Here is a 24,641-nt window from a genome sequence, read left to right as displayed (position 1 = left end):
CGATTACAGAAAGTTTACGCAAAACTAGAAAATGAAAAAAGGGCATCAGGTAACGATGAAAGAGATCGCCAAGAGACTTGGTGTATCTGTCTCGACAGTTTCTCGAGCACTGAAGGATTCTCCGGAATTGCATCCAGAGACTAAGCGAAAAATCGCAGAAATGGCTAAGGAGATGAATTATCAGCCAAACTTGCTCGCGCAAAGCTTAAGGATCAGCCGAACCAAAACCCTCGGCGTAATCGTACCAGAAATCACTTCTCACTTTTTTGCTTCCTGTATCAGTGGCATTCAGGATTTTGCCAACAAAAGAGGCTATAATGTCATGATTTGCCAGTCCAATGAATCTATTGAGTTGGAAAAAGCCAATATCAAGACCCTTGTAGCTACGCAAGTCGATGCGCTTTTGATTTCCCTAAGTCGTGAAACAAACCACTTCGAGCACTTAGATGAATTGTACCAGCGTGAGATCCCCTTCGTACTTTTTGACCGGGTACAAGAAGATATGCCAGTCACCAAAATCACTTTCAACGATCAAAATGGCGCATATCAAGTGACCAAACATTTGATCGAAATGGGTTGTAAAAGGGTAATGTACGTCTCAGGTCCTGAGGATTTGTACATTTCCAAAAAAAGAAAAAAAGGCTATCTCCAAGCCTTGAAGGAGTTTGGGATCAAAGAAGACCCAAGTCTGATCAAGGTTACAGACTTGACACAGGAACAAAACATCAAGGTAGCCCAAGAAATCATTGATATGAATCCAAGGCCCGATGGTGTCTTTTGTATGATCGATCCCTTGGCCGTGGATGTCCTCACGCATTGGAAAAGTAAAGGCATCAAAGTGCCTGAAGACATGTCACTCGCAGGATTCACAAACAACCCTACCTCTGCCGTAGTCGAACCGCCATTGACCACCGTCTCACAGCCAGGATATGAAATGGGCAAACTTTCCGTGAGCCATCTTTTGGATCAATTGGAAGGACTGGCTTCGGATGAACCTATATCCATCGTACTCGATACCACTCTCGTTCCTCGAAAATCGACAGGCTACACGGGATGATGAAAGCCCTACTTAGAGCAGAATTTGAGAGTCAATTTGACGGCGAACCTCTGCTTTTTTTTGCTCCGGGGAGAATCAACCTGATTGGAGAACACACTGATTATCAAGAAGGGTTTGTATTCCCAGCCGCAGTGGAACAGGGTATTTATATCGGAATTCAGCGAAATGAAATTGCTCACTGCCGCCTATTTTCAATAGATTTCCAAGAATCCTACACCTTTGACCCCACCTCATTTTCACCCAAAAAAGGGCACTGGAGCACCTATGTCATGGGAATGGTCAGTCAATTGCAGCAGGCGGGATTTTCGCTCGGGGCATTTGACATGGTGATTGGTGGAAATATTCCTGTCGGTGCCGGGCTTTCATCCTCAGCAGCACTCTCTGTCGCAGTGGGAACAGCAATTTCGCATCTTTTCAATCTGTCTGTTGACAAGAAATCTCTGGCCAGATACAGCCAAAAATCAGAACAACTCTTTGCAGGTCTGAAGTGTGGGATCATGGATCCATATGCTTCAATTTTCGGAGAAAAAGGTCATGCATTGCTCCTCGACTGCCGCAGCAATACCCATCAATCCATCTCACTCACCTTGACTAATCACCAACTCCTTTTGGTGAATACCAAGGTGAAGCACAGTCTGGCAGATACCGCATACAATGATCGCAGGGCAGCATGTGAAGACAGTGTGAGAATCCTAGAGAAAGATTATCTGGGAATCAAAACATTGAGGGATATTCCATTCTCACAACTTGACCGAGTTAAAAAACTTTTGCCTGCTAAACTTTGGCCAAAGGCTAAACATATCATAACCGAAAATCAACGTGTTTTGGACGCAAAAGTGGCTATAGAAAGAGGAAACCTAGAAGCTCTTGGGCAGCACATGTATCTCTCGCATCAAAGTCTGAGAGAAGACTACGAAGTAAGCTGTGAGGAGTTAGACTTTTTAGTGAATACCGCCAAAACCATGGATGGAGTATTGGGAGCGCGAATGATGGGAGGAGGATTTGGAGGCTGCACACTCAACCTTGTAGAGACCAGTCATCTTCCTGACTTTGAATCTAAAATAAGAGAAAGCTACCTGAATCGATTCCAGCTATCACCGGAATTTATCCCAGTAGAATTATCTGCTGGCGCAAAAGGAGTTTCTTAGTTTTTACAGTTTTTTACAAAATTCATCAGCTCATACCTGATACTGGCCGACTATACCGAATTCAGGTGTTTTTGGGGATTTTTCATTATTTTTCCCCCAAATATTTACCCTATGCAATTTTCAAAAAACCTAAAAACCCTATTGAGCTTGTTTGTCCTGATTCTAGTTACGGGACTCATGTTCAGCTCCTGCTCGAAAAAACGAGAAGGAACACCCAAAGTTTTGGTCTTTCACAAGACAGCCGGATTCTATCATGAGTCCATCCCGGACGGTTTGGCTGCAATCCAAAAACTTGGTACTGAAAATGGATTTGAAGTAGATGCCACTGACAATGCATCAGACATCAATGAAGAAAACCTTGAAAAGTATGCTGCTGTCATTTGGCTGAGTACGACAGGTAATGTTTTGGATCACTATCAAGAAGCCGATTTTGAGCGATATATTCAATCTGGAGGAGGCTATGTTGGGATTCATGCCGCAGCTGATACGGAGTATGAGTGGGGTTGGTACAATAAGCTAGTAGGCGGATATTTTGCAGACCATCCAGGAATTAATGACCCTCATCCAAACGTTCAACCTGGAGTAATTACAAAAACTGGAGAAAAGCACCCATCAGTTGACTTTTTACCTGATTCTTGGGAGCGAACTGACGAATGGTACTCCTATAAGCAAGTCAATCCAGACACCAAAAAGCTCCTGATGCTCGACGAATCATCCTATCAGGGAGGATTAGATATGGGTGAACACCCAATTGCATGGTACCACGAGTTCGATGGCGGAAGAGCATTTTACACCGGAGGCGGACATACCAAAGAATCTTATCAAGAGGAAAACTTCCTAAAGCACCTCCTTGCTGGAATTCAATTCGCCATAGGTGAAAATTTAGCTTTGGACTATTCAATGGCAAAGCAAAAACGTACTCCTGAGGAGAATCGATTTACGAAGACCATGCTAGCGGTTGGTGACTTTACAGAACCCACAGAATTGACCGTACTTCCGAATTTGGATATCCTTATTTCGCAAAGAAGAGGCGAAATTCTCTTTTGGAATGAAGCAGAGCAAAGCTTGAGTGAAGTAGCTAAACTGGATGTCTATTGGCAAAGTGGAGTTCAGGGGGTAAACGCCGAAGAGGGTCTGATGGGAATTCAAAAAGACCCTAATTATGCACAAAACAATTTCGTGTTTGTGTACTACTCTCCGACAGGAGATGCGGAAATCAATAGACTTTCTCGATTCACCTTCAAGGATGGAGTTTGGGATATGGCTTCCGAAAAAGTGATTTTGGATGTACCTTCAGATCGATACATTTGTTGCCATACAGGTGGTTCAATTACTTTCGATAAAGATGGAAACCTCTTTCTTTCTTTGGGAGATAACTCCACCCCTTTCAATCAAAACAACTCACAATATACTCTCAACGGGTACGCTCCTCTAGATCCTCGAACAGGGAGAAAGCAGTGGGATGCTCGTCGAAGCTCTGGAAACGCAAATGATCTTCGAGGCAAAATTCTTCGAATTAAAGTAGCAGAAGACGGAAGCTATACCATTCCTGAAGGAAATTTATACGCTCCAGGAACAGAAGGAACTCGCCCCGAGATCTACGTTCAGGGTAACCGAAACCCATATCGTATTTCAGTGGATCAAAAAACAGGGTTTCTCTATTGGGGTGAAGTTGGGCCAGATGCCCGTGCAGACTCACTCGGAGTCAAAGGACCTAAAGGCTATGATGAAGTCAATCAAGCCAAAAAGGCTGGTAATTTCGGATGGCCTTACTTCGTGGGTAACAACTACCCATACAGAGAATTTAATTACGAAACAGGCCAAACAGGTACCGCATTTGATCCTGCAAAGCCTGTGAATAATTCGCCACACAATACGGGAATCAATGAGCTGCCCCCGGCTCAGCCTGCATTTATTTGGTATCCTTATGATAATCCCCCTGATTTCCCTCAAGTAGGTACGGGAGGAAGAAATGCCATGGCTGGTCCAGTATACTACTCAGATATGTATCCTTCAGCGACTAGATTCCCTGATTATTTTGACGGGAAACTCTTCATCTATGATTGGATAAGAGGTTGGGTAAAAGTGGTGACTATGGATGATAACGGAGACTTTTCCAAAATGGAACCATTTATGGGAGACACAAAATTCAACTCTCTGATCGACATGGAAATGGGGCCTGATGGTAAAATATACATCCTTGAATATGGCACAGGCTGGTTCAGCAAAAATGCAGATTCTGGTCTAGGAAGAATTGATTTTAATGGTGGAAATCGTGCGCCAGTTGTCACAGAGGTTACTTCCGATAAAACATCTGGAGTATTGCCATTGACTGTAACGTTCACGGCAGTAGCAGAAGACCCTGAAGGAGACCCTATTTCTTATACCTGGGATCTTGGAAATGGCAAGACAGAAACTACCAGCGAACCAACTTTAACCTCCACTTTTGATACGATTGGTGAATATGAGGTTACCGTAAGTGCTTCAGATCCTTCTGGACTTGCTGGAACAAGCCCAAAAGCCATAGTCTACGCTGGTAACAGTGCGCCAGAGGTCAATATAACTATTCAAGGAAATCAATCCTTCTACTTCCCAGGCAAGCGTGTAGCTTATGAAGTTAGTGTAACAGACGCTGATCATTCTACTGAAGATTTAAGCCAGCTTTATATTGCTGCTGACTATATCGAAGGATTTGATCAGGCTGAAGCTGATATGGGACACAAAATCATGAGTGAAGCCATGACAGGAAAGGCCCTGGTACAGTCACTAACGTGTAAAACATGTCATAAGGAAAATGAAACCTCTATAGGACCAGCATATAGCGCTGTGGCCGCAAAATATAGAAATAGAGATCGCGGATACTTGATGGACAAAATCAAGAATGGTGGTGGAGGCGTCTGGGGTGAAACAGCCATGCCTGCCAACCCGGATTTGAAAGAGTCTGACTTGAATGCCTTGATAGCCTATATTTTCTCTTTAAAAGGTGAGCAAAAACCAAGTCTACCTGCGTCAGGTACTATTGATCCAACCATGGGCAAGCCAGCATCACCAAATGGAGCCTTAATGATCAATGCATCCTACACCGATGCAGGAGGCACTAGCGTGAAGCCTTTGACAGGAAGTAACTCTGTGGTTTTAATTCCTAATTCTGTAGATCCAGGATTAGCCGGAGACTTCAACGGATATGCAGCTATGGCCTTTGGCGGAAGAAATCTGCTGACCGTGCCAGGAGAGGAAGGTCATTTCTCACTTCCCGCCTTGGACATGACAGGGATAGGATCGGTCACCTTAACTGTGGCTTCGCAAGAACCTATCACTGTTCCAGTTGACTTTGAAATTCGAATAGGAAGTCCAAGTGGTGAATTGATAGGATCCGGCACTTATGAGCAAGGACAAGCTGTAAAAGACCCAAATATGCCGGTGATGTATGGTCAAGCAACTATTACATTAAATAAAAACGCAGGAGCAGAGAAAGAGCCAATCTATTTCATAAGCAAACCTCAAGGTTCTGATCTAGGCACCTTCATAATTGCAGGGATTACCTTTAATCCCAATTAATTAAATCAAAATAAACTAGCCAAAAGGGCTTAAAAAGATGTGCCCCCATTAAGTGAATCACTTGATGGGGGCACATTACTTTGTTGATATCTAGTTTTAAGATTGGCTAGGTTTCAAGATGATCTAATAATATTAACACTACTTTTTAATTCCTGCCCATTCTTCCAATTTCTATTTTAAAGGAGAAAATGGCAAAGTCTTAAACATCACTGCATCCACTTTTTCCACGATTTTACCAGAGGCTTCCGAAGCATCACGAGCTTTGATCCATTCTGGATCTTTCAGGAAACTTTGAAAGGCAAAATCAAAAGCCGCTTGATCTCGATGTCCTAATAAATAAACCAATTGCGCTTGGCTTCCATCTTCTTCCACAGTCACCCAATATGGATAATTTCTTAAGCCTTGCTTTGCAAATAAAGCCTGAGTATGATCCTTAAACCTCCGCTGAATATCGTAGATTTTTCCATCAAACATGGTATAGGTACGCATTTGGATCACTCCGCTTGGCATAGGTTTCGGCAACTCATTCAAACCTGGCGCTAAAACCATAAAGGTCTGCTCAATTGTCTTCACCAAAGCGCCATTCTCAGTGGATGCGGCATAAGCCTTTTGCCACTCTGGATCATTGATGAATTTTTCCCACATTCGATCTCTAGAGGCCTTATCTGGATAGCCCAGAATATAGGTCATCGAATTATCCTCATTTTCTACAGGAAGAAAATAAGCGATATTTTCCATCCCATTTTTCTCGAATAACCCTACGGTATGATCATTAAATCGCTTGATCAAATCTTCCAGCTTTCCATCGTGGGCGTAGTATTTTCTGATTTCAAAATAGGTGGAGGTGTAACCTTGTGCGCTTTGCGCAAAAGTCTGTGCTGTGATAGCACAAGTCAGGATAAATGTCAGGGTAAATAAAAGTCGTTTAATCATGATTTTGGGTTTAAATTATTTCTTCCATGCTTTGACCAAAGCAGGGCTTAATGCAATAGCGATTATAAGAAGGCCAAAGGTCTCACGAGCTTCCTCCATTTGAGGGGTCTTCATCGTGAGATCTTTTTGCTCTAATTCTTGTGAGATCCACCCTCCGATTTCCCCAGGATAAAAATATACCGCACCAACTAGGCAAGCCAAAGTCAAAATTGTAAGTGGTAGCTTTGGGAAGATTCCTCTAATCCCAAACAGACAAAAAATCATGGCCACTCCATACACACTAACCCATATTTCTGGGTCGGGATCATTGAATTGCCAGAAGGCAAATAACCCAAAAAGGATCAGCCATAGCCCAAAGTAGTATTGATTGAATTTCATGAAAGCAGGTTTAAACAAACATACAAAATTAAGTTCTGAAAAATAATCTATGGATAGAACAGCTTGAGAACAAAGAAAAAATCAAAAAAGGATAATAATACTATATTTGAAGAGTACAGCTCAATCAACATATGACTTTTAAGCTCAAGGCAATCTATTTCCTAATTGTATTAGGTTTTCTTTTTCATTCAAAAGTTGAGGCGAGACAAGATTCAACAGGTATTGAAATTCAAGATTCGGTATCGATAAGCATACCAAAAGGATATCCAGTCCTTTTGGATTCGGACACGCTGCTCTTGATATCGCAGCCCTCAGGCCCAGTGTCTGCAAAAGAAAGAGCTCAATCTTTGACGGATCGCCTGATAGCCATCATGGACTCAGAGGAAGTGATCGATAGTCTGGACTTCACTATCACTGCACACAAAGACGGTTACCATCTACAGTACCGTGACCAGATTTTGATGGCCATAACTTCCGAAGACATTGAGTTTTCGGGGCTTAATGGTAAAATCCTCTCAGAAAACTATTTAAAGAGCTTTAGGAAACAAGTGCCTGAGCACGCTGAAGAACGATCCTTATTGAATCAAATTACCCGAGGAGGGATTTTCCTTGGAATCCTGCTAGTCTTATTACTTATCGTTCGGTTTCTAAATACACAGCTCAACAAATTGGTTGACAAGCTTAAGGTTGTTGTCGAAAAACGAATCCCGGAGATCAAAATAAAGAATTACCATGTGCTCACGAGAGCAAACTCCATACGAGTGACGGGTTTTTTCCTTAAGGTCATCAAGGTAATTTTCCTTCTGATTTTTGTTAACATAGCCCTCCCGCTATCCCTTCGAATATTTCCTTCTACTGAAGGGATCGGCGAAACGCTAGTAGGCTATATCATGGATCCTTTGTTATACATCGGCAAAGGATTTATCAATTACATCCCTGAACTTTTCACAATTGTAGTGATTGTGGTGATCACACGATTTATAGTGAAGGGGCTTGAGTTTTTTACCAATGAGATTACCAGAGAAAGGCTAAAACTTCCTGGGTTCTATCCCGAATGGGCCATCCCTACCTTCAATCTAATAAAAATCATTCTCTATGCCTTCGCATTTATTGTAATCTTCCCTTATTTACCTGGGTCGGACTCTCCCGCCTTTCAAGGAGTCAGTGTCTTTCTTGGTGTTTTGATTTCCTTGGGCTCTACTTCTGCCATCAGTAATATCGTAGCAGGATTAGTGATCATCTACATGCGTGCCTTTAAAAAAGGGGATCGAGTCAAAATAGGAAATACGGTTGGAGACGTGATTGAAAAAACAATGCTGGTCACTCGGATTCGTACCATCAAAAATGAAGAGGTAACTATACCAAACGCGACCATTTTGGCGGGGAATACGATCAATTACTCTGTAGAGGACAATGGACCTGGTTTGATCCTCAATACCGCGATCACGATCGGATATGACGTCCCTTGGAGAAAAGTGCATGAACTTCTCATCAGTGCAGCCCAAAAAACTAATCTCATTCTAGCCGAACCGAAGCCTTTTGTACTGCAGACCAGTTTGGACGATTTTTATGTGAGTTATCAAATTAATGCCTATACCAAAAACCCGAAAAAATCTGCCGTGATCTACTCAGATTTACACTCGAATATTCAGGATGCCTTTGCTGAGGCTGGGGTAGAAATCATGTCTCCTCATTATCAGGAAAATAGAGAAGGCTCATTGACAATCCCTCCGGTGCATGTCCCAAATCCTGAAGGAAAGAAAGGTAATGAAAAACCTAAAGAATAGAATTATTAGGTGTTTTCTGTACGTCTTCCAGGCTAAAAAAACAAAAACGGGAAGCAATTCTTTCGAATACTTCCCGTTTCACAAACTGAAAACCGTAATCCTCAACTTGTGCCAAGCTACAGTTAAAGGTTTGATCCAGTTGCCCAGAATCACTTACAGTACATGAAGTCGCATCCCGTAGGAGCTATGTCCCAATTGAAATCTACTGTAGTGCACTTTTGCAGTTGCCTGTCTCAACCCGCTCCCGGAGGATAAGGCCTTTCATACCAGCAGTCTCGAACCATCCCGAAGGGCGATCCATCTTGGGCCGATCTATTTTTGCACGTCTGCGGCTTACCGTTGCAAGTTCCCGGAACTAACCGTTCACTCCTTTGTGCCCGATTGCTTCCACCCCGAGGGGCTTTGGCCGACTGATTAATCCACTTGATGCATTTTTGGGGTAAACCCTTTCAACAAACCACTATTTCAGGCCCGTCTTTCATGCGTGAAAAATTAGATTTCATCCGAAGAATCTATCCAACTCAATCTTATCGTTTTTGGCACTTCTGCGGTTTCCCGTCTCAGAAACCCATTCGAAAATGAATCCCCCTTTATGCCCGATCTCAAACTTTCAAAACTGTAATCGGGATCGTACTCCCGACCTTTTATCTCTTACTTGATATGTTAAAATTGCACTTTTAAATCACTGAATCCAATATTTTAACTAATTTTTTATTAACAACTTTTCCCCAAAGATTTATGCTTTAAAACACAAGATATCAACACAATTATTTGACTTATACACATTTATCAGGATTTTATCTCTCAATTCGTCTCCATTTCCTATATTCTGCCAAAGTAAATAGAAATTCCAAGGCTAACCTCGAGAACTATGCTGGACAGACGTCATTTCTTAAAATCTTCTACTACTTTGGCCGCAGGCCTATACCTCAGCCCCGCCCTCCTTCAAGCCAGAAATAAAATCGCCGCAAGCGATAAAATTCGTGTTGCGTTGATAGGAGCGAATAACATGGGGTTTGGTATCCTTCGCCATCACCTGGCCTTGCCTGAAGTAGACTGTGTTGCAATTTGTGATGTGGATCAAAATGTACTCGAACGTCGAATCAGTGAGGTAGAAACTGCCACGGGCAAAAAGCCCGAAGCTTATAGCGATTTCAGAAAGCTTTTGGAAAAAACAGATCTGGACGCAGTCATCATAGGAACTCCCGACCACTGGCATTGTATGATAGCAGTTGCCGCCTGCCAAGCAGGGAAAGATGTGTACGTGGAGAAACCCATGGCAAATACCATAGGCGAATGCGATCTGATGGTTAATGCCAAAAACAGATACCAACGCATTATGCAAGTAGGTCAACAGCAACGTTCAGGTCAGGCTTTTATCGAGTCACGCGATCTGGTGAAAAGTGGGTATTTAGGCAAAATCAGAAAGGTAAACATCTGGTCAAATTTCAATTATGGTTTGGGTAATCTGGTAAAGCCTCCACAGGAAATTCCAGAGGGAGTGAATTATGATTTTTGGCTCGGACCAGCCCCTCAGCGGGACTTTAATCCAAACCGTTTTCATGGTAGCTGGAGGCATTTTTGGGACTATGGAGGAGGATTGATGTCAGATTGGGGCGTGCACCTTCTTGATATGGCCATCTGGGTAGAGGAGCAACCTGCAGTACCCTCTCGAGTTTTGACCTATGCAGCGAACGTGAATATGGAAAACCGAGATCGAGACACCTTTGACACCATGAATGTGCTCTATCCAAAAAAGGACTTTTTGATCAATTATGATATGAATGGCGGCCTTCAGACCGGACCTTACGGGAAGCCCTACGGCATTGGCTACGTTGCAGAAAAAGGGACACTTGTGGTAAATCGGGGTGGGTATGAAATCTATCCTGAATGGGACGGCGAGGCAAAAGCCCCAAAAATTGAAGCTAAGAAACTGGAAGGAATGAAGGAATCGCACAATGCCCATGTGGCCAACTTTGTAGAATGCATCAAAACTCGAAATCAGCCCATTTGCCCTCCAGAAGACGGTAGAATCGCAGCACTTCATGCGCACATTCCCAATATCGCTGCACGCGTGGGTGCGGAGGAATTGATTTGGGAGGAGGAAAAAAGAACCTTTAAAGGAAATATGGCTGCCAACGAACTGATTTGGCCAAACTATCGTGAGCCGTGGGTTTTGCCAAAACTTTGATCGTAATTGCGAGGGGTTTGATCTGGACTTTCGGAATAAAAAAACTGCAATTCCCCGAAGCAATCTTTAGATAGGCATACTAACACCTAGAATCCTCCGTGACCTCTATGGCCAAATAAATTTCCAATACTCAAATTTGGCTCCTAGTAGTTACGCTACTTGAAGTTAACAGGCTTTCTAGCTTTTGTCTTTCCTATCTTTCAGCATTTTGACTTCATACTTCTCACTTCAAAGCAATTCGCATCAAATGCATATCAGCAGTCATGTATAGATAGTTTTCGTCATTATCAAATGCGCAATTAGCTGTAGACTCACCCGTACGAATAGTGCCTAAGATTTCTCCCTCTTTGGAAATCACAAGAACGCCTCCAGGACCTGTGGCGAAAATGGTTCCTGAGGAATGCACTTTGAGCCCGTCAGGTAAACCCTTTTTTCCCTCAGCCAAAAGATAAGTGACATCCAATAAAATCTTCCCAGCTATGACTTCTCCATTTTCATCCAAATCATAGGCGTAATACCGAGCTGCCTCAAAATCAGATTGGGCCACATAGAGAATCTTCTCATCTGGACTTAAAGCCACACCATTTGGACGATAAAGACTATCAATTTGCAAGGTAAGCTCTTCCTCCATCAAGCGATAAACACCCTGAAAATCCAGCTCCTTCACATCCCAATCATCCAAACCGTAAGGTGGATCGGTAAAATAAATTCCTCCATTGGAATGAACGACCAGGTCATTGGGACTATTGAATTTCTTGCCCTCCCACTCAGAAGCTAGGTTTTCGTATTCTGGCTTGGGATTAGTCAAAGGCTTCATAATTCTTCCCACTTGCCTAAGGCCATGCTGGCAAAGCAGCAGATTTCCATCCCGATCCAAAGTCAAGCCATTCGAACCAGGTTCTTTTTTGTCTGTTCGCTCTCCGAAATAGCCCGAAGGCTCCAGGAAAACCGATAGACTATCCTTCTCAGACCAGCGATAGATCTTATTAGCTGGAACATCCGAAAAAATCAAAGCCTGCTGATCTTCCAACCAGAGTGGCCCTTCCGACCAATCAAAACCTGAAGCCAAGATTTCAATTTGAGCATCCTCCGCGATCAAATCGTTGATTCTTGGATCTAAGCGCTCGATACTTCCAGTAGTTTGATAATTCATTTCAGGTATAAGTTTTTCTGATTTTTTAACCGAAAAGGTGCATGCAGCTAAAAGACATATACTTAAATATGGTATTGCTATCGACTTTATTTTCATGGCCTTGTCTATTAAATTTCAATTTATCTCATTCTTAGTCAATGAATCCAGATGAGGCGTTTCATTATACAGATTGCCATAGGCTCCCAAATCCATATAGTCTAGGTCATCGGTGGGTATAAAAAGTATATTGAGTCGCTCTTGTTGCGCAAAGCTTTTCGCTGATAGGCAAAATCCAAGGAACGTCACCAAAACAACCCACCCTTTACTCTCTTGCATTTCTTTCTGATTTAAGCAATGGGAATTTTGAATTTGGTGTTCGCGCTTGATCCATCAAAGCAATCAATTCAGCCAATTTCTCAGGATTTTTGGCAGACAGATCAGTAGTTTCGGATGGATCGGTCGAAAGGTCATACAGCTCAAATACAGGTCCCTCACCACCAAAAACCTGCAACTTCACCAGTTTCCAATTCCCCTCACGGATAGCCTGTTTGCCTCCTTGTTCATGAAATTCCCAATACAAGTAGTCATGGTTTTTTTGCTCGCCTGTACCCAGGAGCGCAGGCACAAAAGAAATCCCATCAAGGCCCCTTTCGGTCTTTTTGCCAGCCAACTCCTCGAAAGTGGGAAGCAAGTCCCAAAAGGCAAACGGCGTATCATTTTCAGATCCTGCCTTCACTTTTCCTGGCCAATAAGCAATCATCGGAGTTCGTATTCCTCCCTCGTACAAGTCCCGCTTATGTCCTCTAAATATTCCATTGCTATCGAAAAATTCCGGATCGGCTCCACCTTCTTTATGAGCACCATTATCTGATGCAAAAATGATCAGGGTATTTTCCGCTAGGCCCAATTCCTCTAGTTTACTTACTACCTCTGCCACATAGCGATCGACGCGCTCCACCATTGCCGCAAAGGTTGCATGGGGATAAGGCTGGGACTGGTATCCTGGAATAGACATATTCAATCCATAATCCGATCCTGCACGAGTAGCTAGATAAGGGGTTTCATCGGGAAATTTCGCTCTGTATTTCGCTAGAATTTCATCATCGGGCGCCGCCAATTCCGCATGTGGCATCACGATTGGCATAAATAGAAAGAATGGATTCATTTGATTTGCTGTGATGAATTCCAGAGTTTGTTCTTGAATCAAATCAGGTGCAAAATCGCCCTTGGTAGTCCAGTCATTTCCCGGCAAATCCACCTTTTCAAAATTATCCCAAAGGTAATCCGGATAGTAGCGATGGGCATATCGCTGGCAGTTGTATCCAAAGAACTGATCAAAACCCTGATTGACTGGATCGCCTTCAGAACCTGGAAAACCAAGCCCCCATTTACCAAATGCACCCGTGGTATATCCAGCAGCCTTGAGAATTTTAGCCACATTCATTACCGAATCAGGCATTGGTCTTTGCCCCTCTGGCTCCACCTCGGTATTTCCTCGGATAGGCGTATGCCCGGTGTGCAGGCCGGTCATAAAAGCCGATCTCGACGGAGCACAAACCGTCGCTCCCGAGTAAAAATTGCTAAAAAACATTCCCTCTTTTGCTAAGCGATCTATTGCTGGTGTTTCGATGTATTGTTGCCCGAGAAACCGCAAATCGCCCCAACCCAAGTCATCTGCTAAAATGAAAATGATGTTTGGCTGAGGATTACCGGTTTTTTGTTCTTCAGCTTTTTCACAGGAAAAAATAAAAAACGAGACAAAAAGAAATGCTACCAAATGGATGTAGCGGGATTTTGGATTCATTCTTCAAAATAGAGTTTTGCCGTCAAGGATAAAATAATTCGGATGAAAAACTAAAAGTGACCATCCTGAAAAATCATTAACCCAGATTTTTACTAACAGGTGAATATACTACCAATGGCATACTCACATTTTTGAAAGCGAACACAAAATCAGATTTCCATTGCCTGTTTTAGCATTCAAAAACTATAATTGAAGCTGCGTAAATATTTGAATCGGGAAAATTTTAAGCTAGCTTTTAGTGACTAAAACATTTCTGATTCAAACGCAATTTTTGGAATCGGTAACCCGAACTCAAGACAGCACAGGATGCAAAACGCATTCATTTCAGGCAAATTCAATTCAGAAAAATATTCAATTTCAATGAGCCAAGTGACCAAGAATTTTAAGCATGTCAATTATTTGTGGGATGATCAAATTGCCGCAAAACTAGAAGGAAAGGAAGTCGACCTTTTGATTTACCGTTCCAATATTCTAGGCGCTGACCTCCGCATCACCAATTATGGAGGAGGTAACACCAGCTGCAAAACTTTTGAAAAAGACCCGCTTACAGGAAAACAAGTTGAAGTCATGTGGGTCAAAGGATCTGGTGGAGACATTGGTACCTTGAAAAAATCTGGACTTGCCGGGCTTTATGTTGAAAAGCTGAGAGCCTTAGAAGGCATTTATAGAGGTTTGGAATTTGAGGATGAGATGGTGGAGCTTTTCAATCATTGTATTTATGACCTGAAGTCCAAAGCCCCTTCCATAGACACTCCGCTTCACGCTTATTTGCCATTTCGACACATTGATCATTTGCACCCTGATGCAGCTATTGCCATCGCTGCCTCAAAAGAAGGGGAACGGATCACGAAGGAGCTCTGGAATGGGCAAATTGCTTGGGTACCTTGGCAGCGACCCGGCTTCGATCTTGGGCTTCAATTAAGAGATTCACTCAACGCTAACCCCGGAATCCGAGGTATTATGCTCGGTGGCCACGGGCTTTTCACCTGGGGAGATACGGCCTATGAATGCTACATCAATAGTCTCGAAGTCATAGAGATGGCTTCTGAATTTTTGGCTGAAAACTATGGTGAAAAGAAACCTGTTTTTGGCGGAGTAAAAATAGAATCACTTCCTGCGGAAAAGCGAAAAAGCCAAGCGGCAAGCCTTGCTCCTATTTTAAGGGGATTAGCCTCATCAGAAAACTTAATGGTGGGCACCTTCACAGATGCTCCAGAAGTCTTGCAGTTTGCAAATAGCCATGATCTTACTAAGCTGGCTCCAATGGGCACCAGTTGCCCAGATCACTTTTTACGCACCAAAATCAGCCCGCTCGTTTTAGATTTACCGGCAGATCAAGATTTGAGCAATCGTGAAGCAATCAAAGAAAGGATCAGTTCGGCTTTTGCCACTTATCGTGAAATGTATGCGAACTACTATCAAAAGCATAAACGCTCGAATAGTCCAGCCATGCGAGACCCAAACCCAGTGGTCATTATTTGGCCGGGTGTTGGGATGTTTAGCTACGCAAAGAACAAACAAACCAGCCGAGTTGCCAGTGAATTTTACATCAATGCAATCAATGTGATGCGAGGTGCTGAGGCAGTTTCTGAGTATGTTTCCCTTCCACTCCAAGAAGCTTTTGACATCGAATACTGGCTTCTCGAGGAGGCCAAACTTCAGCGAATGCCCAAAGAACAAGCCCTCTCACGAAAAATCGCCCTAGTCACTGGAAGTGGCGGTGGGATCGGTAAAGCGATCGCTGAGAAATATATGCAGGAAGGCGCATGCGTCGTGGTGACCGATATAGATGCCTCGAGACTAAAACAAACAGAAGAAGAATTCACAGCAAAATACGGGAAAGACGCCTTTTTGGTCGTGGAATTAAACGTGACAGATACAAAAAGTCTTGCCCAAGCTATTCAGGCCACTTGCCTGAAATTCGGCGGGGTGGATATCATCGTAAATAATGCAGGAATATCGATCAGTCGTACTTTCGAGGAGCATACTGATCAGGATTGGGCTCGACTCAACGATATCCTGGTGATGGGGCAATACCATGTGTCCAAGGCCGGCGTGGAGCTGATGAAAGCCCAAGGCCTAGGCGGTGATATAGTTAACATCGTCAGTAAAAATGCGCTTGTTGCCGGACCAAAAAACGTAGCCTATGGCACTGCAAAAGCCGCTCAATTGCATATGTCACGCCTAATGGCTGCGGAACTGGCCGAAGACAAAATTCGAGTCAACGTCGTAAATCCAGATGCCGTGATCGAAAACTCCAACATTTGGGAAGGAGGATGGGCTGAAAATCGAGCGAAAGCCTACGGGGTCGAGCTCAAGGACTTGCCAAAATACTATGCAAATCGGACTCTCCTGAAGGAAAGTGTGAAAACCACCGATATCGCTGAAGCAGCCTTTTTATTTGTCAGTGGACAACTCTCCAAGAGTACAGGAAATATGCTTAACGTGGATGGCGGACTTGCTGCAGCCTTCCCTCGATAGAATTTCAAATCCAAAACATAAATCTCTATGCTCAGCGATAAATCTGAAAAAATCAGTAGTCACTCCCGGACACCAAAATACATGCAGGTGGTCAATCTGATTTTAGAAGAAATAGACCAAGGCAAATTAAAAATTGGTGATCGAATCCCATCGATCAATGAGACCAGCTTTGACTTTCTCCTATCAAGGGACACGGTGGAAAAAGCATACAATGAACTACGTGATCGCGGGATTATCACTTCTGTGAGAGGCAAGGGCTTTTATGTGAGTTCCACCAATATGGAAAACAAGATCAAGGTGCTCTTGCTTTTCAACAAACTGAGTTCGTACAAGAAGTACATCTACTATTCCATTGTCGAAACACTAGGAGATGAGGCCCGAGTGGACCTGCAGATTCATCATTACAATATGACGCTCTTCGAAAATCTGCTGGATCGCTATCTAGGCGAGTATCACTATTACGTGGTGGCTCCCCATTTCTTTGATGAAAACTCCCATCCTACCACCGCATACGATTTAATCAAAAAAATCCCAAAGGAGAAACTACTCATCATCGACAGGGCAGTTAAAGACCACGAAAATGAGTTTCCAGGAGTTTATCAGGACTTTTCCCGAGATATTCTAGAAGCTTTGGAAACGGGGATTTCACATCTGAGAAAATATCAGCGTCTGATTCTGGTTTTCCCTAAAGGAGAGCTTTATCCTTGGGAGATTATCGATGGATTCAAGCGCTTTTGTTATTTCCATAATTTTAAAAATCTCATACTCGATGGCATTGATGATGAGCCACTTTATCCGGGAGATTCATTTATTGTTTTGGCAGAAACCGATCTAGCCAGTATTGTCAAAAAAAGCAGGGAGCAGAATCTAAAGCTTGGACAAGATATTGGGGTGATTTCCTACAATGAGACTCCTCTGAAAGAAATTTTGGCCGAAGGCATCACCACCATTTCAACCGATTTCGTTCACATGGGTAAATCCATCGCAGCCCAAATTTTGGGAAAGGAAGATAAAATCCCCTTGAAAAACCCCTTTAAACTTTATCTTAGAAAGTCAATTTGACAATTTCAATGATCTGAGGAAAAATGAACAAAGCCGCATGCCGAACTGATCGCTTCATCCAACGTAGTTGTTAATACATGATCACTAGTATCTCAATACCTAAAAACCCAAAATGAAAAAACTTACTCTCCTACTTCTTTTCTCAGGCCTGATCTTTCAGGCTTTTTCACAAGAAGATCGACCTAATATCATTTTTATTCTTTCCGATGACCATCGCTATGATTTCATGGGATTCACTGGAGCGGTAGAAGGGCTAGAAACTCCCAATCTAGACCGCATGGCCCGAAATGGAGCGCATTTTCCCAATGCCTTTGTCACCACAGCTCTTTGCTCCCCAAGTCGAGCCTCGATCCTCACCGGACAATACGCCCATGCCCATACCATCGTGGACAATTCCGCACCGGTACCTGAGGGCACGAAGTTTTTCCCAGAGATTCTTCAGAAAAACGGCTATCAAACCGGCTTTTTTGGGAAATGGCATATGGGAGATGGAGACGATATGCCTCAAGAAGGGTTCGATTATTGGCTCAGTTTTAAGGGTCAGGGAGTCTATAATGATCCCACTTTCAACATCAATGGAGAACAAGTCAAACAGCCGGATGGAAGTTACACCTCGGATCGATTGACGGATTATGCCCTTGAGTGGCTTGAAGATCGGGAAGATGAAAAGCCATTCTTTATGTACCTTTCACATAAAGCCGTACATGCCGAATTCACCCCAGCCAAGCGGCATGAAGGAGTACATGCGAATACACCCATTGTGACTCCTCCGAGTATGTACCTCACAGCCACTAAGGATAGTCCTTATTTTTCAGATAGAGAAAAACCCATCACCAGCCCCGTAAACTATCAAGACATCCCCGAATGGGTTCGCAAGCAGCGCTACTCTTGGCATGGAGTGGATTACATGTATCATGGTGCCATTCCATTTGACAAGTTTTATAGACTCTACCTCGAAACGCTACTCGGGGTAGATGAAAGTGTGGGCCGTATCTTGGATTGGGTGGAAGAAAACGGCTTGACCGAAAATACACTGATTGTGTACATGGGCGATAATGGATTCAGCTTTGGCGAGCATGGACTGATTGATAAGCGACATGCCTACGAAGAGTCCATGAAAGTGCCTTTCCTAGCCCAATACCCTAAAATGATTCAGGCGGGTAGCACAAATGAAAATATCGTCATGAATATAGACTTGGCACCTACCTTTTTGGAACTAGCGGGGTTGCCAGACTCCAAGCCGGATGTGCAGGGACAATCTCTCCTTCCCATCTTCTCCAATCCAAATCAGGAATGGAGAGACAAAGTATTCTATGAGTACTATTGGGAGATGGCTTATCCAAGCACACCAACCATTTTTGCGGTGCGAACTGATCGATACAAGTATATCTTTAATCAAGGTGTTTGGGACATTAATGAGCTGTATGACCTCGAAAATGATCCCTACGAGATGAATAACCTGATTCGGTCTGAAGCACATCAGGAAATTGCCAGAGATCTTCGTGATGCCGTTTTTACTTGGCTAGAGACTACAGGCGGAGAGCAGATTCCACTCAAACGGATTAGCTATCCCAAGCGAGATCATATCTATCAGCGAACCTATTGATTCCATGGCAAAACTTCCTGTAACGGCCATTTTTGATATCGGAAGGACGAACAAAAAGTTTTTCCTATTCAATGAGCAATTGAAGGAAGTGCACCAAAGCTACGAGCGATTTGAGCCTATCCCCGATGAGGATGGATTCCCGGCTGAGGCGCTCCAAGCTATGAGTGAATGGATGCTGACTACCTTTCTAGATGCATTAAAGCTGGAAGAGTTTGAGATCAAAGCCCTAAACTTCTCTACCCATGGGGCGAGTTTTGTGCATGTGGATGAACTAGGCGATCCGGCCACTCCCCTTTACGATTACCTCAAACCCTGTCCTGAAGAATTGTTGGATCGCTTTTATCAAGAGAATGGAGGCAAAATGAATTTCTGCAGATCGACTAGCTCTCCTCCTCTGGCTATGCTGAATTCGGGATTACAGCTTTATTTTCTGAAATATGCCAAACCAGAGAAATTCAAAAACATCAAACATTCCTTCCACCTGCCTCAGTATGTAAGCTTTTTGTTTACGGGAGAAAAGACATCGGATTTCACAAGCCTAGGTTGCCATACCGGGCTTTGGGACTTTGAAAAAAAGGATTACCATCCCTGGGTTGATCGGGAAGGCTTCCGATGCCTCCTTCCTCCCATCAAATCCGGCAAAACGGTAATCAGGACCAAGCCCGAACTGGGAAACATTCCCTGCGGTATTGGCATTCATGATTCATCCGCAGCTCTTTTGCCCTACCTGAAGCAGGAGTCAGAACCCTTTGTCTTGCTTTCCACCGGTACTTGGGCCATAGCCATTAATCCGTTCAACAAAAGCCCTTTGACCAAAAAGGAGTTGAAGCGAGACTGCTTGCAATTTCTGAGTGTATTGGGCGAACCGATCAAAATCAGTCGGCTTTTTATCGGGGAAGAACACAAGTTTCAGATCGAAGCCATGTATGCACATTTCCATCTGGAAAGAGGAACCTATAAAAAACTGACTTTTGATGATGCCATATGTCAGAAGGTAAGGGCCAAGAGCGAAAAACGAATAGCTTTTCACTATTTAAAGCCGGGGGATTTTGACCTGGAAAGCGCAGAAAAAACCGATTGGGCAAGTTTTGAAAATTTCGAGGAGGCCTATTATACTTTTATGAATGAGCTGACCGATCTGCAACTTAGCTCCTTAAATTTGGTCTTGGAAGGAAGTTCGGTCAAGCAGATTTTTATCGATGGTGGGTTTAATGCAAACCCCATTTTTTTGGAGATGCTTCGCAAAAAACTACCGGAGCTGGAGATAATTCCGAGTGATTTCCCAAATGGCTCTGCTTTAGGAGCGGCGATGTTGATTAATGAGGCAATCAAGCTTAATGAATAAAAAAGGACTAAATATCGCCCTCTTTATCCCCTGCTACGTGGATCAGTTTTATCCGCAGGTGGGCATTGCATCGCTGGAAGTACTGGAAAAACTGGGGTGCCAAGTCAGCTATCCCTTGGATCAAACCTGCTGCGGACAGCCCATGGCCAATGCCGGATACGTGCGGGATACAGTAGGCACGACCCGGCATTTTATAGAAACGTTCAAAGACTTTGACTACGTAGTCTGCCCCTCAGGAAGCTGCGTGCTCCATATCAAAGAGCATTCTCCAAAAGTTCTTGGAATGGAGCAAGCCCAAAAGGCTCTACACGATAAGATCTTTGAGTTTTCTGAGTTTCTGACCGATGTCCTGAAAGTGGATTCCTTTTCCGGCGCCTTCCCCCATCGAGTGGGCTATCATGCCTCCTGCCATGGACAGCGGGGATTGCGACTTGCATCGAGTTCGGAGTTGAAGATCAAACCCTTCAACAAAGCCAAACAACTCCTAGAAAATCTGGAGGGGCTAGATTGGGTGGAGCTGAGTCGACAGGATGAATGTTGCGGTTTTGGGGGAACTTTTGCCGTCAGCGAGGAGGCGCTCTCCGTACAGATGGGTAAGGATCGACTAGCCGATCATCTCTCACATCAAGTCGAAATCCTCACGGGTGGAGATATGTCATGCATCATGCATTTGCAGGGTATCGCCTCACGGCAAAAGCAAAAGATCCAGTTTAAGCATATTGCAGAAATCATCAATGAGGTTTTACCATGAGTCATCCAGAAGCAGCTTCAGAATTTTTGAAAGATCAGGCCAAAGCCAAATGGCATGATGAAACCCTGTGGTTTGTCCGGGACAAGCGGGACAAAATCCGGGAAACAGTACCCGAATGGGAAGAACTCCGTGAATTGGCCTCACGGATCAAAGACAATGTACTCGGTAATCTGGCCGACTACTTGGAGCAATTTGAACAGAACGCTCAAAAAAACGGAATTCAGGTGCACTGGGCTGCTGACGCAAAAGAGCATAACGAAATCGTGCTTTCCATCTTGAAAAAGAAGGACTGCAAGGCCATTGTAAAGAGTAAGTCTATCCTGACAGAGGAATGTCATTTAAATCCTTTCTTGGAAAAAAACGGTGTGGAAGTAGTCGATACTGACTTGGGAGAGCGAATTGTGCAGTTTCTCGATCAGCCTCCCAGTCATATTGTTTTGCCTGCTATACATCTGAAAAAAGGTGAAATTTCCGAGCTTTTTCACCAAAAGCTACAAACCGAAAAAGGAAATGAGGACCCCTACTATCTCACTCAAGCGGCTCGAGCGCATTTGCGCGAAAAGTTTTTGGCAGCCCAAGTCGCCATCACTGGAGTAAACTTTGGCGTAGCCGAAACAGGAGAATTTGTCGTCTGCACCAATGAAGGTAATGCCGATATGGGCGTGCATCTAGCCGATACGCACATCGCCTGCATGGGTGTAGAAAAAATCATCCCAAAACGGGAGCATCTCGGGGTATTTTTGCGCTTGCTCGCTCGTTCCGCCACAGGACAAAATATTACCAATTACAATTCCCACTTCAGAAGTCCCGAAAAGGGAAAAGAAATTCATCTTATCCTGGTGGACAACGGACGTACGGCCCAATTGGGCAGAGAAAACTTCCGAAATTCCCTCAAATGTATCCGTTGTGGAGCCTGTATGAATACCTGCCCGATCTACCGGCGAAGTGGTGGCTTTAGCTACAAAAGCACGGTTCCCGGGCCGATTGGCTCGATACTTTCGCCAGGTTTAGATTTGAAAAAGCATGGCAGCCTTCCCTTTGCCTCCACCCTTTGCGGCAGCTGCACGGATGTCTGCCCGGTAAAGATCAATATCCACGAACAGCTCTATCTCTGGAGGCAGGAAGTGACCAAAGCGGAGGGCACTTCCTTCAAAAGCCTTAGTATGCTCTTTGCCAACCGCGTTTTCCAAAACCCACTGACCTATAAAATTTCCGGCAAAGTGATGCGAAAGGTACTTCAAAAACTTCCTCATGGACTGATTTATCATGCGCAGAATGTCTGGGGAAAGCAGCGCGATCTACCTAAGGTGCCCAAGGAAAGTTTTAAAGAGTGGTACAAAAAGCATAGAGGATGAGCTCGAAAAATCACATACAATCCAAAATCCGAGCGTTGAAATTATCCCCAAATCCGCTTCCAGAGATTCCGAAATTTGAATTCGAAGGAAACCTGGTCGAGCAGTTTTTTACCGCTATTTCCGGAAACAAAGGAGAAATTATCAGCCAAGATCAATTGATTCAGGAAATTGAAGAAGGAGTTTATCCCAAAGTGTATTCTAATCTCCCGGAATTCAGCTCGGTTTCGAATCAGCCACTTCCCGAAGATTCCCACGAACTGCAATCACTCGATTTGGCGATTTTGAAAGGTCAATTTGGCGTGGCCGAAAATGGGGCGATCTGGTTCGAAGATGAGGACTTGCAGTTGCGGGCCATGCCTTTTATCACGCAGCATCTCGCAGTGGTACTTTCTTCGGGAAATATGGTAGCTACCATGCATGAGGCTTATGAGAGAATAGGAAATGGTCCTTCGGGCTTTGGGCTTTTTATCGCAGGACCATCGAAGACCGCAGATATCGAGCAGTCCCTAGTCATCGGAGCACATGGAGCGAGAAGCTTAATGGTCATTCTCAAATGAAAAATTATTTTTAACCTAACAACATATACTATGACTAACCCTTATTCAAACTGGTTTCATACCTACTCTTCCCAAGAAGTCCTACTTTCAGATGGTAGAGCCATCACGCACCAGTTTATTCAAGATTTTTCGGCTATTCTTCCGCACATTGAATTTGATGCTAAGGTAGTCATCAACACCACTCCCGCTTTAGTGTTTTTTGACCCCGCTACCAAGACGGTTAATTTACCCTTTTGGGATCAACTCCAAGCCCCTGCCATAGGCTTCTTTGATAAAATGGCAGGCTCGCCTGATGAAGGGAAAAGACTTTTTGGGTTGTTTTTTAATGGATTCTATCTTCCTCATGAGCTGGGTCACGGGGTACAGTTTTTTGTCAAAGGAGACCAAAAAGGCTCCTATGCCAATGAGCTTTTTGCAAATCAAATAGGAATGCAGTGGTGGCGCAAACATCATCAAGATTCGGACCTTGAAAATTGCTACGGATTTGCCAAGCACATTATGAGCATCCTTCCGAATCCTGTACCAAAGGGAGAAACCGTAGAGGAATACTTCAATAAAAATTATGACAAGGTATCATCAAACCCTTACATCTACGGTTTTCTTCAATTTGGACAGTTTATAAAAGTTTATGAAGACAAAACTCTTCCAAATTTCGATACCCTTTTAAAAAACTTTGCTCAGTTGAATTAAGACATAAGACTATTATTATTAGCGGATTAGCCTATTCGATTGAGAACTTCTGTTCCATTTAAATAAATGAATAAAACTCAAAAGTCGATTTTGGGTTTACTTTTGCAAAAAAACAATAGAATTATGAAAACCATTTACAACTCTTTTCTTGCCTTGGCAATGATATTATCTAGCACTGTTGCTTTTGCTCAAATGGAAGCACCAGCACCTAGCCCGGCTTCCACTGTTTCTCAAGTGGTTGGTTTCACTAAAATCAGCATGGATTATTCTTCTCCTGCTGTCAAAGGCAGAACCATCTTTGGAGATCTAATTCCTTACGGAGTGACTTGGAGAGCTGGAGCCAATGCAGCAACTAAGATCACATTCAGCACTCCAGTAAGCATCGGCGGCAAAAACATTCCTGCAGGAACTTACTCTATTCACATTACTCCAATGGAGTCTGGTGACTGGACAGTTCACTTCAATCCTAAAGGCGTTTATGTATATGCCTATATGAAGGATGGGAAAATCGATGAGGAAGCCCTTGCCAAGGATGATATTGTAGCCATCAAGGTTAGCCCAATGATGGCTGAAGAAAGCATGGAGCGTTTGACCTATTGGATCTCCGCTCATGACAATAAAGTAGCAAAGGTGTCAATGGGTTGGGACAAAGCTAGATTATCCTTCGATGTGGATACTCAGGTAGATGCGAAGATGGAAGCAATGAAGGCTGCTTTCAATTAATCAAAACCTCAGTTAAATTAAAAAAGTCACCTTGAAAAATCAGGGTGACTTTTCTTTTGTAATTACACAGATACCTACCTTTG

19 protein-coding genes are annotated in these 24,641 nt (G+C 43.6%); 14 read left to right on the top strand and 5 right to left on the bottom strand.

Annotated features, from left to right (window positions below; translation table 11 throughout):
* The first annotated feature begins 31 nt into the window (after positions 1-31).
* The 3 genes from ACFOSV_RS09150 to ACFOSV_RS09140 all read left to right on the top strand — a co-directional run bounded on the left by ACFOSV_RS09150 (position 32) and on the right by ACFOSV_RS09140 (position 5,763).
* Entirely contained in the window at positions 32-1,057 is a 1,026-nt protein-coding gene (locus ACFOSV_RS09150) for a LacI family DNA-binding transcriptional regulator (protein ID WP_377905656.1), read from the top strand.
* A complete protein-coding gene (gene galK / locus ACFOSV_RS09145; RefSeq protein ID WP_377905654.1) occupies positions 1,054-2,205 on the top strand; it encodes a galactokinase in 1,152 nt (383 codons plus the stop codon). Before ACFOSV_RS09150 ends, galK begins: the two co-directional genes overlap by 4 nt.
* Before the next feature lie 111 nt (positions 2,206-2,316).
* Positions 2,317-5,763, top strand: coding sequence for a ThuA domain-containing protein (locus tag ACFOSV_RS09140; RefSeq protein WP_377905652.1), 3,447 nt, complete (start codon positions 2,317-2,319; stop codon positions 5,761-5,763).
* Between the two features lie 171 nt (positions 5,764-5,934).
* Here the strand turns inward: ACFOSV_RS09140 and ACFOSV_RS09135 are convergent, their stop codons facing one another.
* Positions 5,935-6,696: an NIPSNAP family protein gene (locus ACFOSV_RS09135; protein WP_377905650.1), complete on the bottom strand. Its 762-nt coding sequence runs from the start codon at positions 6,694-6,696 to the stop codon at positions 5,935-5,937.
* A 15-nt stretch (positions 6,697-6,711) separates the two neighbouring features.
* Entirely contained in the window at positions 6,712-7,074 is a 363-nt protein-coding gene (locus tag ACFOSV_RS09130) for a transmembrane 220 family protein (protein ID WP_377905649.1), read from the bottom strand.
* A gap of 131 nt (positions 7,075-7,205) precedes the next feature.
* Between ACFOSV_RS09130 and ACFOSV_RS09125 the strand changes: the two genes are divergently transcribed.
* Positions 7,206-8,861 carry a mechanosensitive ion channel family protein gene (locus ACFOSV_RS09125; RefSeq protein WP_377905647.1) on the top strand — a complete coding sequence of 552 codons (1,656 nt, stop codon included), beginning with the start codon at positions 7,206-7,208 and terminating at the stop codon, positions 8,859-8,861.
* A gap of 871 nt (positions 8,862-9,732) precedes the next feature.
* Positions 9,733-11,052 (top strand): Gfo/Idh/MocA family protein, encoded by a 1,320-nt coding sequence (locus ACFOSV_RS09120; protein ID WP_377905645.1) that lies wholly within the window; start codon positions 9,733-9,735, stop codon positions 11,050-11,052.
* 223 nt (positions 11,053-11,275) lie between these two features.
* On the opposite strand, the gene ACFOSV_RS09115 is transcribed toward ACFOSV_RS09120, so the two are convergent.
* The 3 genes from ACFOSV_RS09115 to ACFOSV_RS09105 form a co-directional block, all read right to left on the bottom strand.
* Entirely contained in the window at positions 11,276-12,205 is a 930-nt protein-coding gene (locus tag ACFOSV_RS09115; protein ID WP_377905643.1) for an SMP-30/gluconolactonase/LRE family protein, read from the bottom strand.
* 114 nt (positions 12,206-12,319) lie between these two features.
* Positions 12,320-12,520 carry a hypothetical protein gene (locus ACFOSV_RS09110; protein WP_377905641.1) on the bottom strand — a complete coding sequence of 67 codons (201 nt, stop codon included), beginning with the start codon at positions 12,518-12,520 and terminating at the stop codon, positions 12,320-12,322.
* Positions 12,507-13,988, bottom strand: a complete 1,482-nt coding sequence (locus tag ACFOSV_RS09105) for an arylsulfatase (protein ID WP_377905639.1) — start codon at positions 13,986-13,988, stop codon at positions 12,507-12,509. Before ACFOSV_RS09105 ends, ACFOSV_RS09110 begins: the two co-directional genes overlap by 14 nt.
* Before the next feature lie 360 nt (positions 13,989-14,348).
* Between ACFOSV_RS09105 and ACFOSV_RS09100 the strand changes: the two genes are divergently transcribed.
* The 9 genes from ACFOSV_RS09100 (at position 14,349) to ACFOSV_RS09060 (ending at position 24,558) form a co-directional block, all read left to right on the top strand.
* Positions 14,349-16,469 carry a bifunctional aldolase/short-chain dehydrogenase gene (locus ACFOSV_RS09100; RefSeq protein ID WP_377907290.1) on the top strand — a complete coding sequence of 707 codons (2,121 nt, stop codon included), beginning with the start codon at positions 14,349-14,351 and terminating at the stop codon, positions 16,467-16,469.
* A 27-nt stretch (positions 16,470-16,496) separates the two neighbouring features.
* Positions 16,497-17,531, top strand: coding sequence for a GntR family transcriptional regulator (locus tag ACFOSV_RS09095; RefSeq protein WP_377905637.1), 1,035 nt, complete (start codon positions 16,497-16,499; stop codon positions 17,529-17,531).
* Positions 17,532-17,643: 112 nt separating this feature from the next.
* On the top strand, positions 17,644-19,137 hold the full coding sequence (locus ACFOSV_RS09090) for a sulfatase family protein (protein WP_377905635.1): 1,494 nt from the start codon (positions 17,644-17,646) through the stop codon (positions 19,135-19,137).
* A gap of 4 nt (positions 19,138-19,141) precedes the next feature.
* The gene (locus ACFOSV_RS09085) at positions 19,142-20,482 is read left to right on the top strand and encodes an FGGY-family carbohydrate kinase (RefSeq protein ID WP_377905633.1); all 1,341 of its coding nucleotides are present in this window, start codon (positions 19,142-19,144) and stop codon (positions 20,480-20,482) included.
* Positions 20,475-21,233: a (Fe-S)-binding protein gene (locus ACFOSV_RS09080; RefSeq protein WP_377905631.1), complete on the top strand. Its 759-nt coding sequence runs from the start codon at positions 20,475-20,477 to the stop codon at positions 21,231-21,233. The genes ACFOSV_RS09085 and ACFOSV_RS09080 overlap by 8 nt, the downstream gene beginning before the upstream one ends.
* Positions 21,230-22,588 carry a lactate utilization protein B gene (locus ACFOSV_RS09075; RefSeq protein ID WP_377905629.1) on the top strand — a complete coding sequence of 453 codons (1,359 nt, stop codon included), beginning with the start codon at positions 21,230-21,232 and terminating at the stop codon, positions 22,586-22,588. Before ACFOSV_RS09080 ends, ACFOSV_RS09075 begins: the two co-directional genes overlap by 4 nt.
* On the top strand, positions 22,585-23,145 hold the full coding sequence (locus tag ACFOSV_RS09070) for a LutC/YkgG family protein (RefSeq protein WP_377905627.1): 561 nt from the start codon (positions 22,585-22,587) through the stop codon (positions 23,143-23,145). Before ACFOSV_RS09075 ends, ACFOSV_RS09070 begins: the two co-directional genes overlap by 4 nt.
* A gap of 30 nt (positions 23,146-23,175) precedes the next feature.
* Positions 23,176-23,835 (top strand): hypothetical protein, encoded by a 660-nt coding sequence (locus ACFOSV_RS09065; protein WP_377905625.1) that lies wholly within the window; start codon positions 23,176-23,178, stop codon positions 23,833-23,835.
* Positions 23,836-23,958: 123 nt separating this feature from the next.
* Positions 23,959-24,558, top strand: a complete 600-nt coding sequence (locus ACFOSV_RS09060) for a DUF2911 domain-containing protein (RefSeq protein WP_377905623.1) — start codon at positions 23,959-23,961, stop codon at positions 24,556-24,558.
* Positions 24,559-24,641 lie beyond the last annotated feature (83 nt).

This window comes from Algoriphagus namhaensis, from assembly GCF_042649705.1.
GTDB classification, from domain to species: domain Bacteria; phylum Bacteroidota; class Bacteroidia; order Cytophagales; family Cyclobacteriaceae; genus Algoriphagus; species Algoriphagus namhaensis.
Note: the sequence above shows the minus strand (reverse complement) of the source record. Positions and strands in the feature narration are given on the sequence as shown.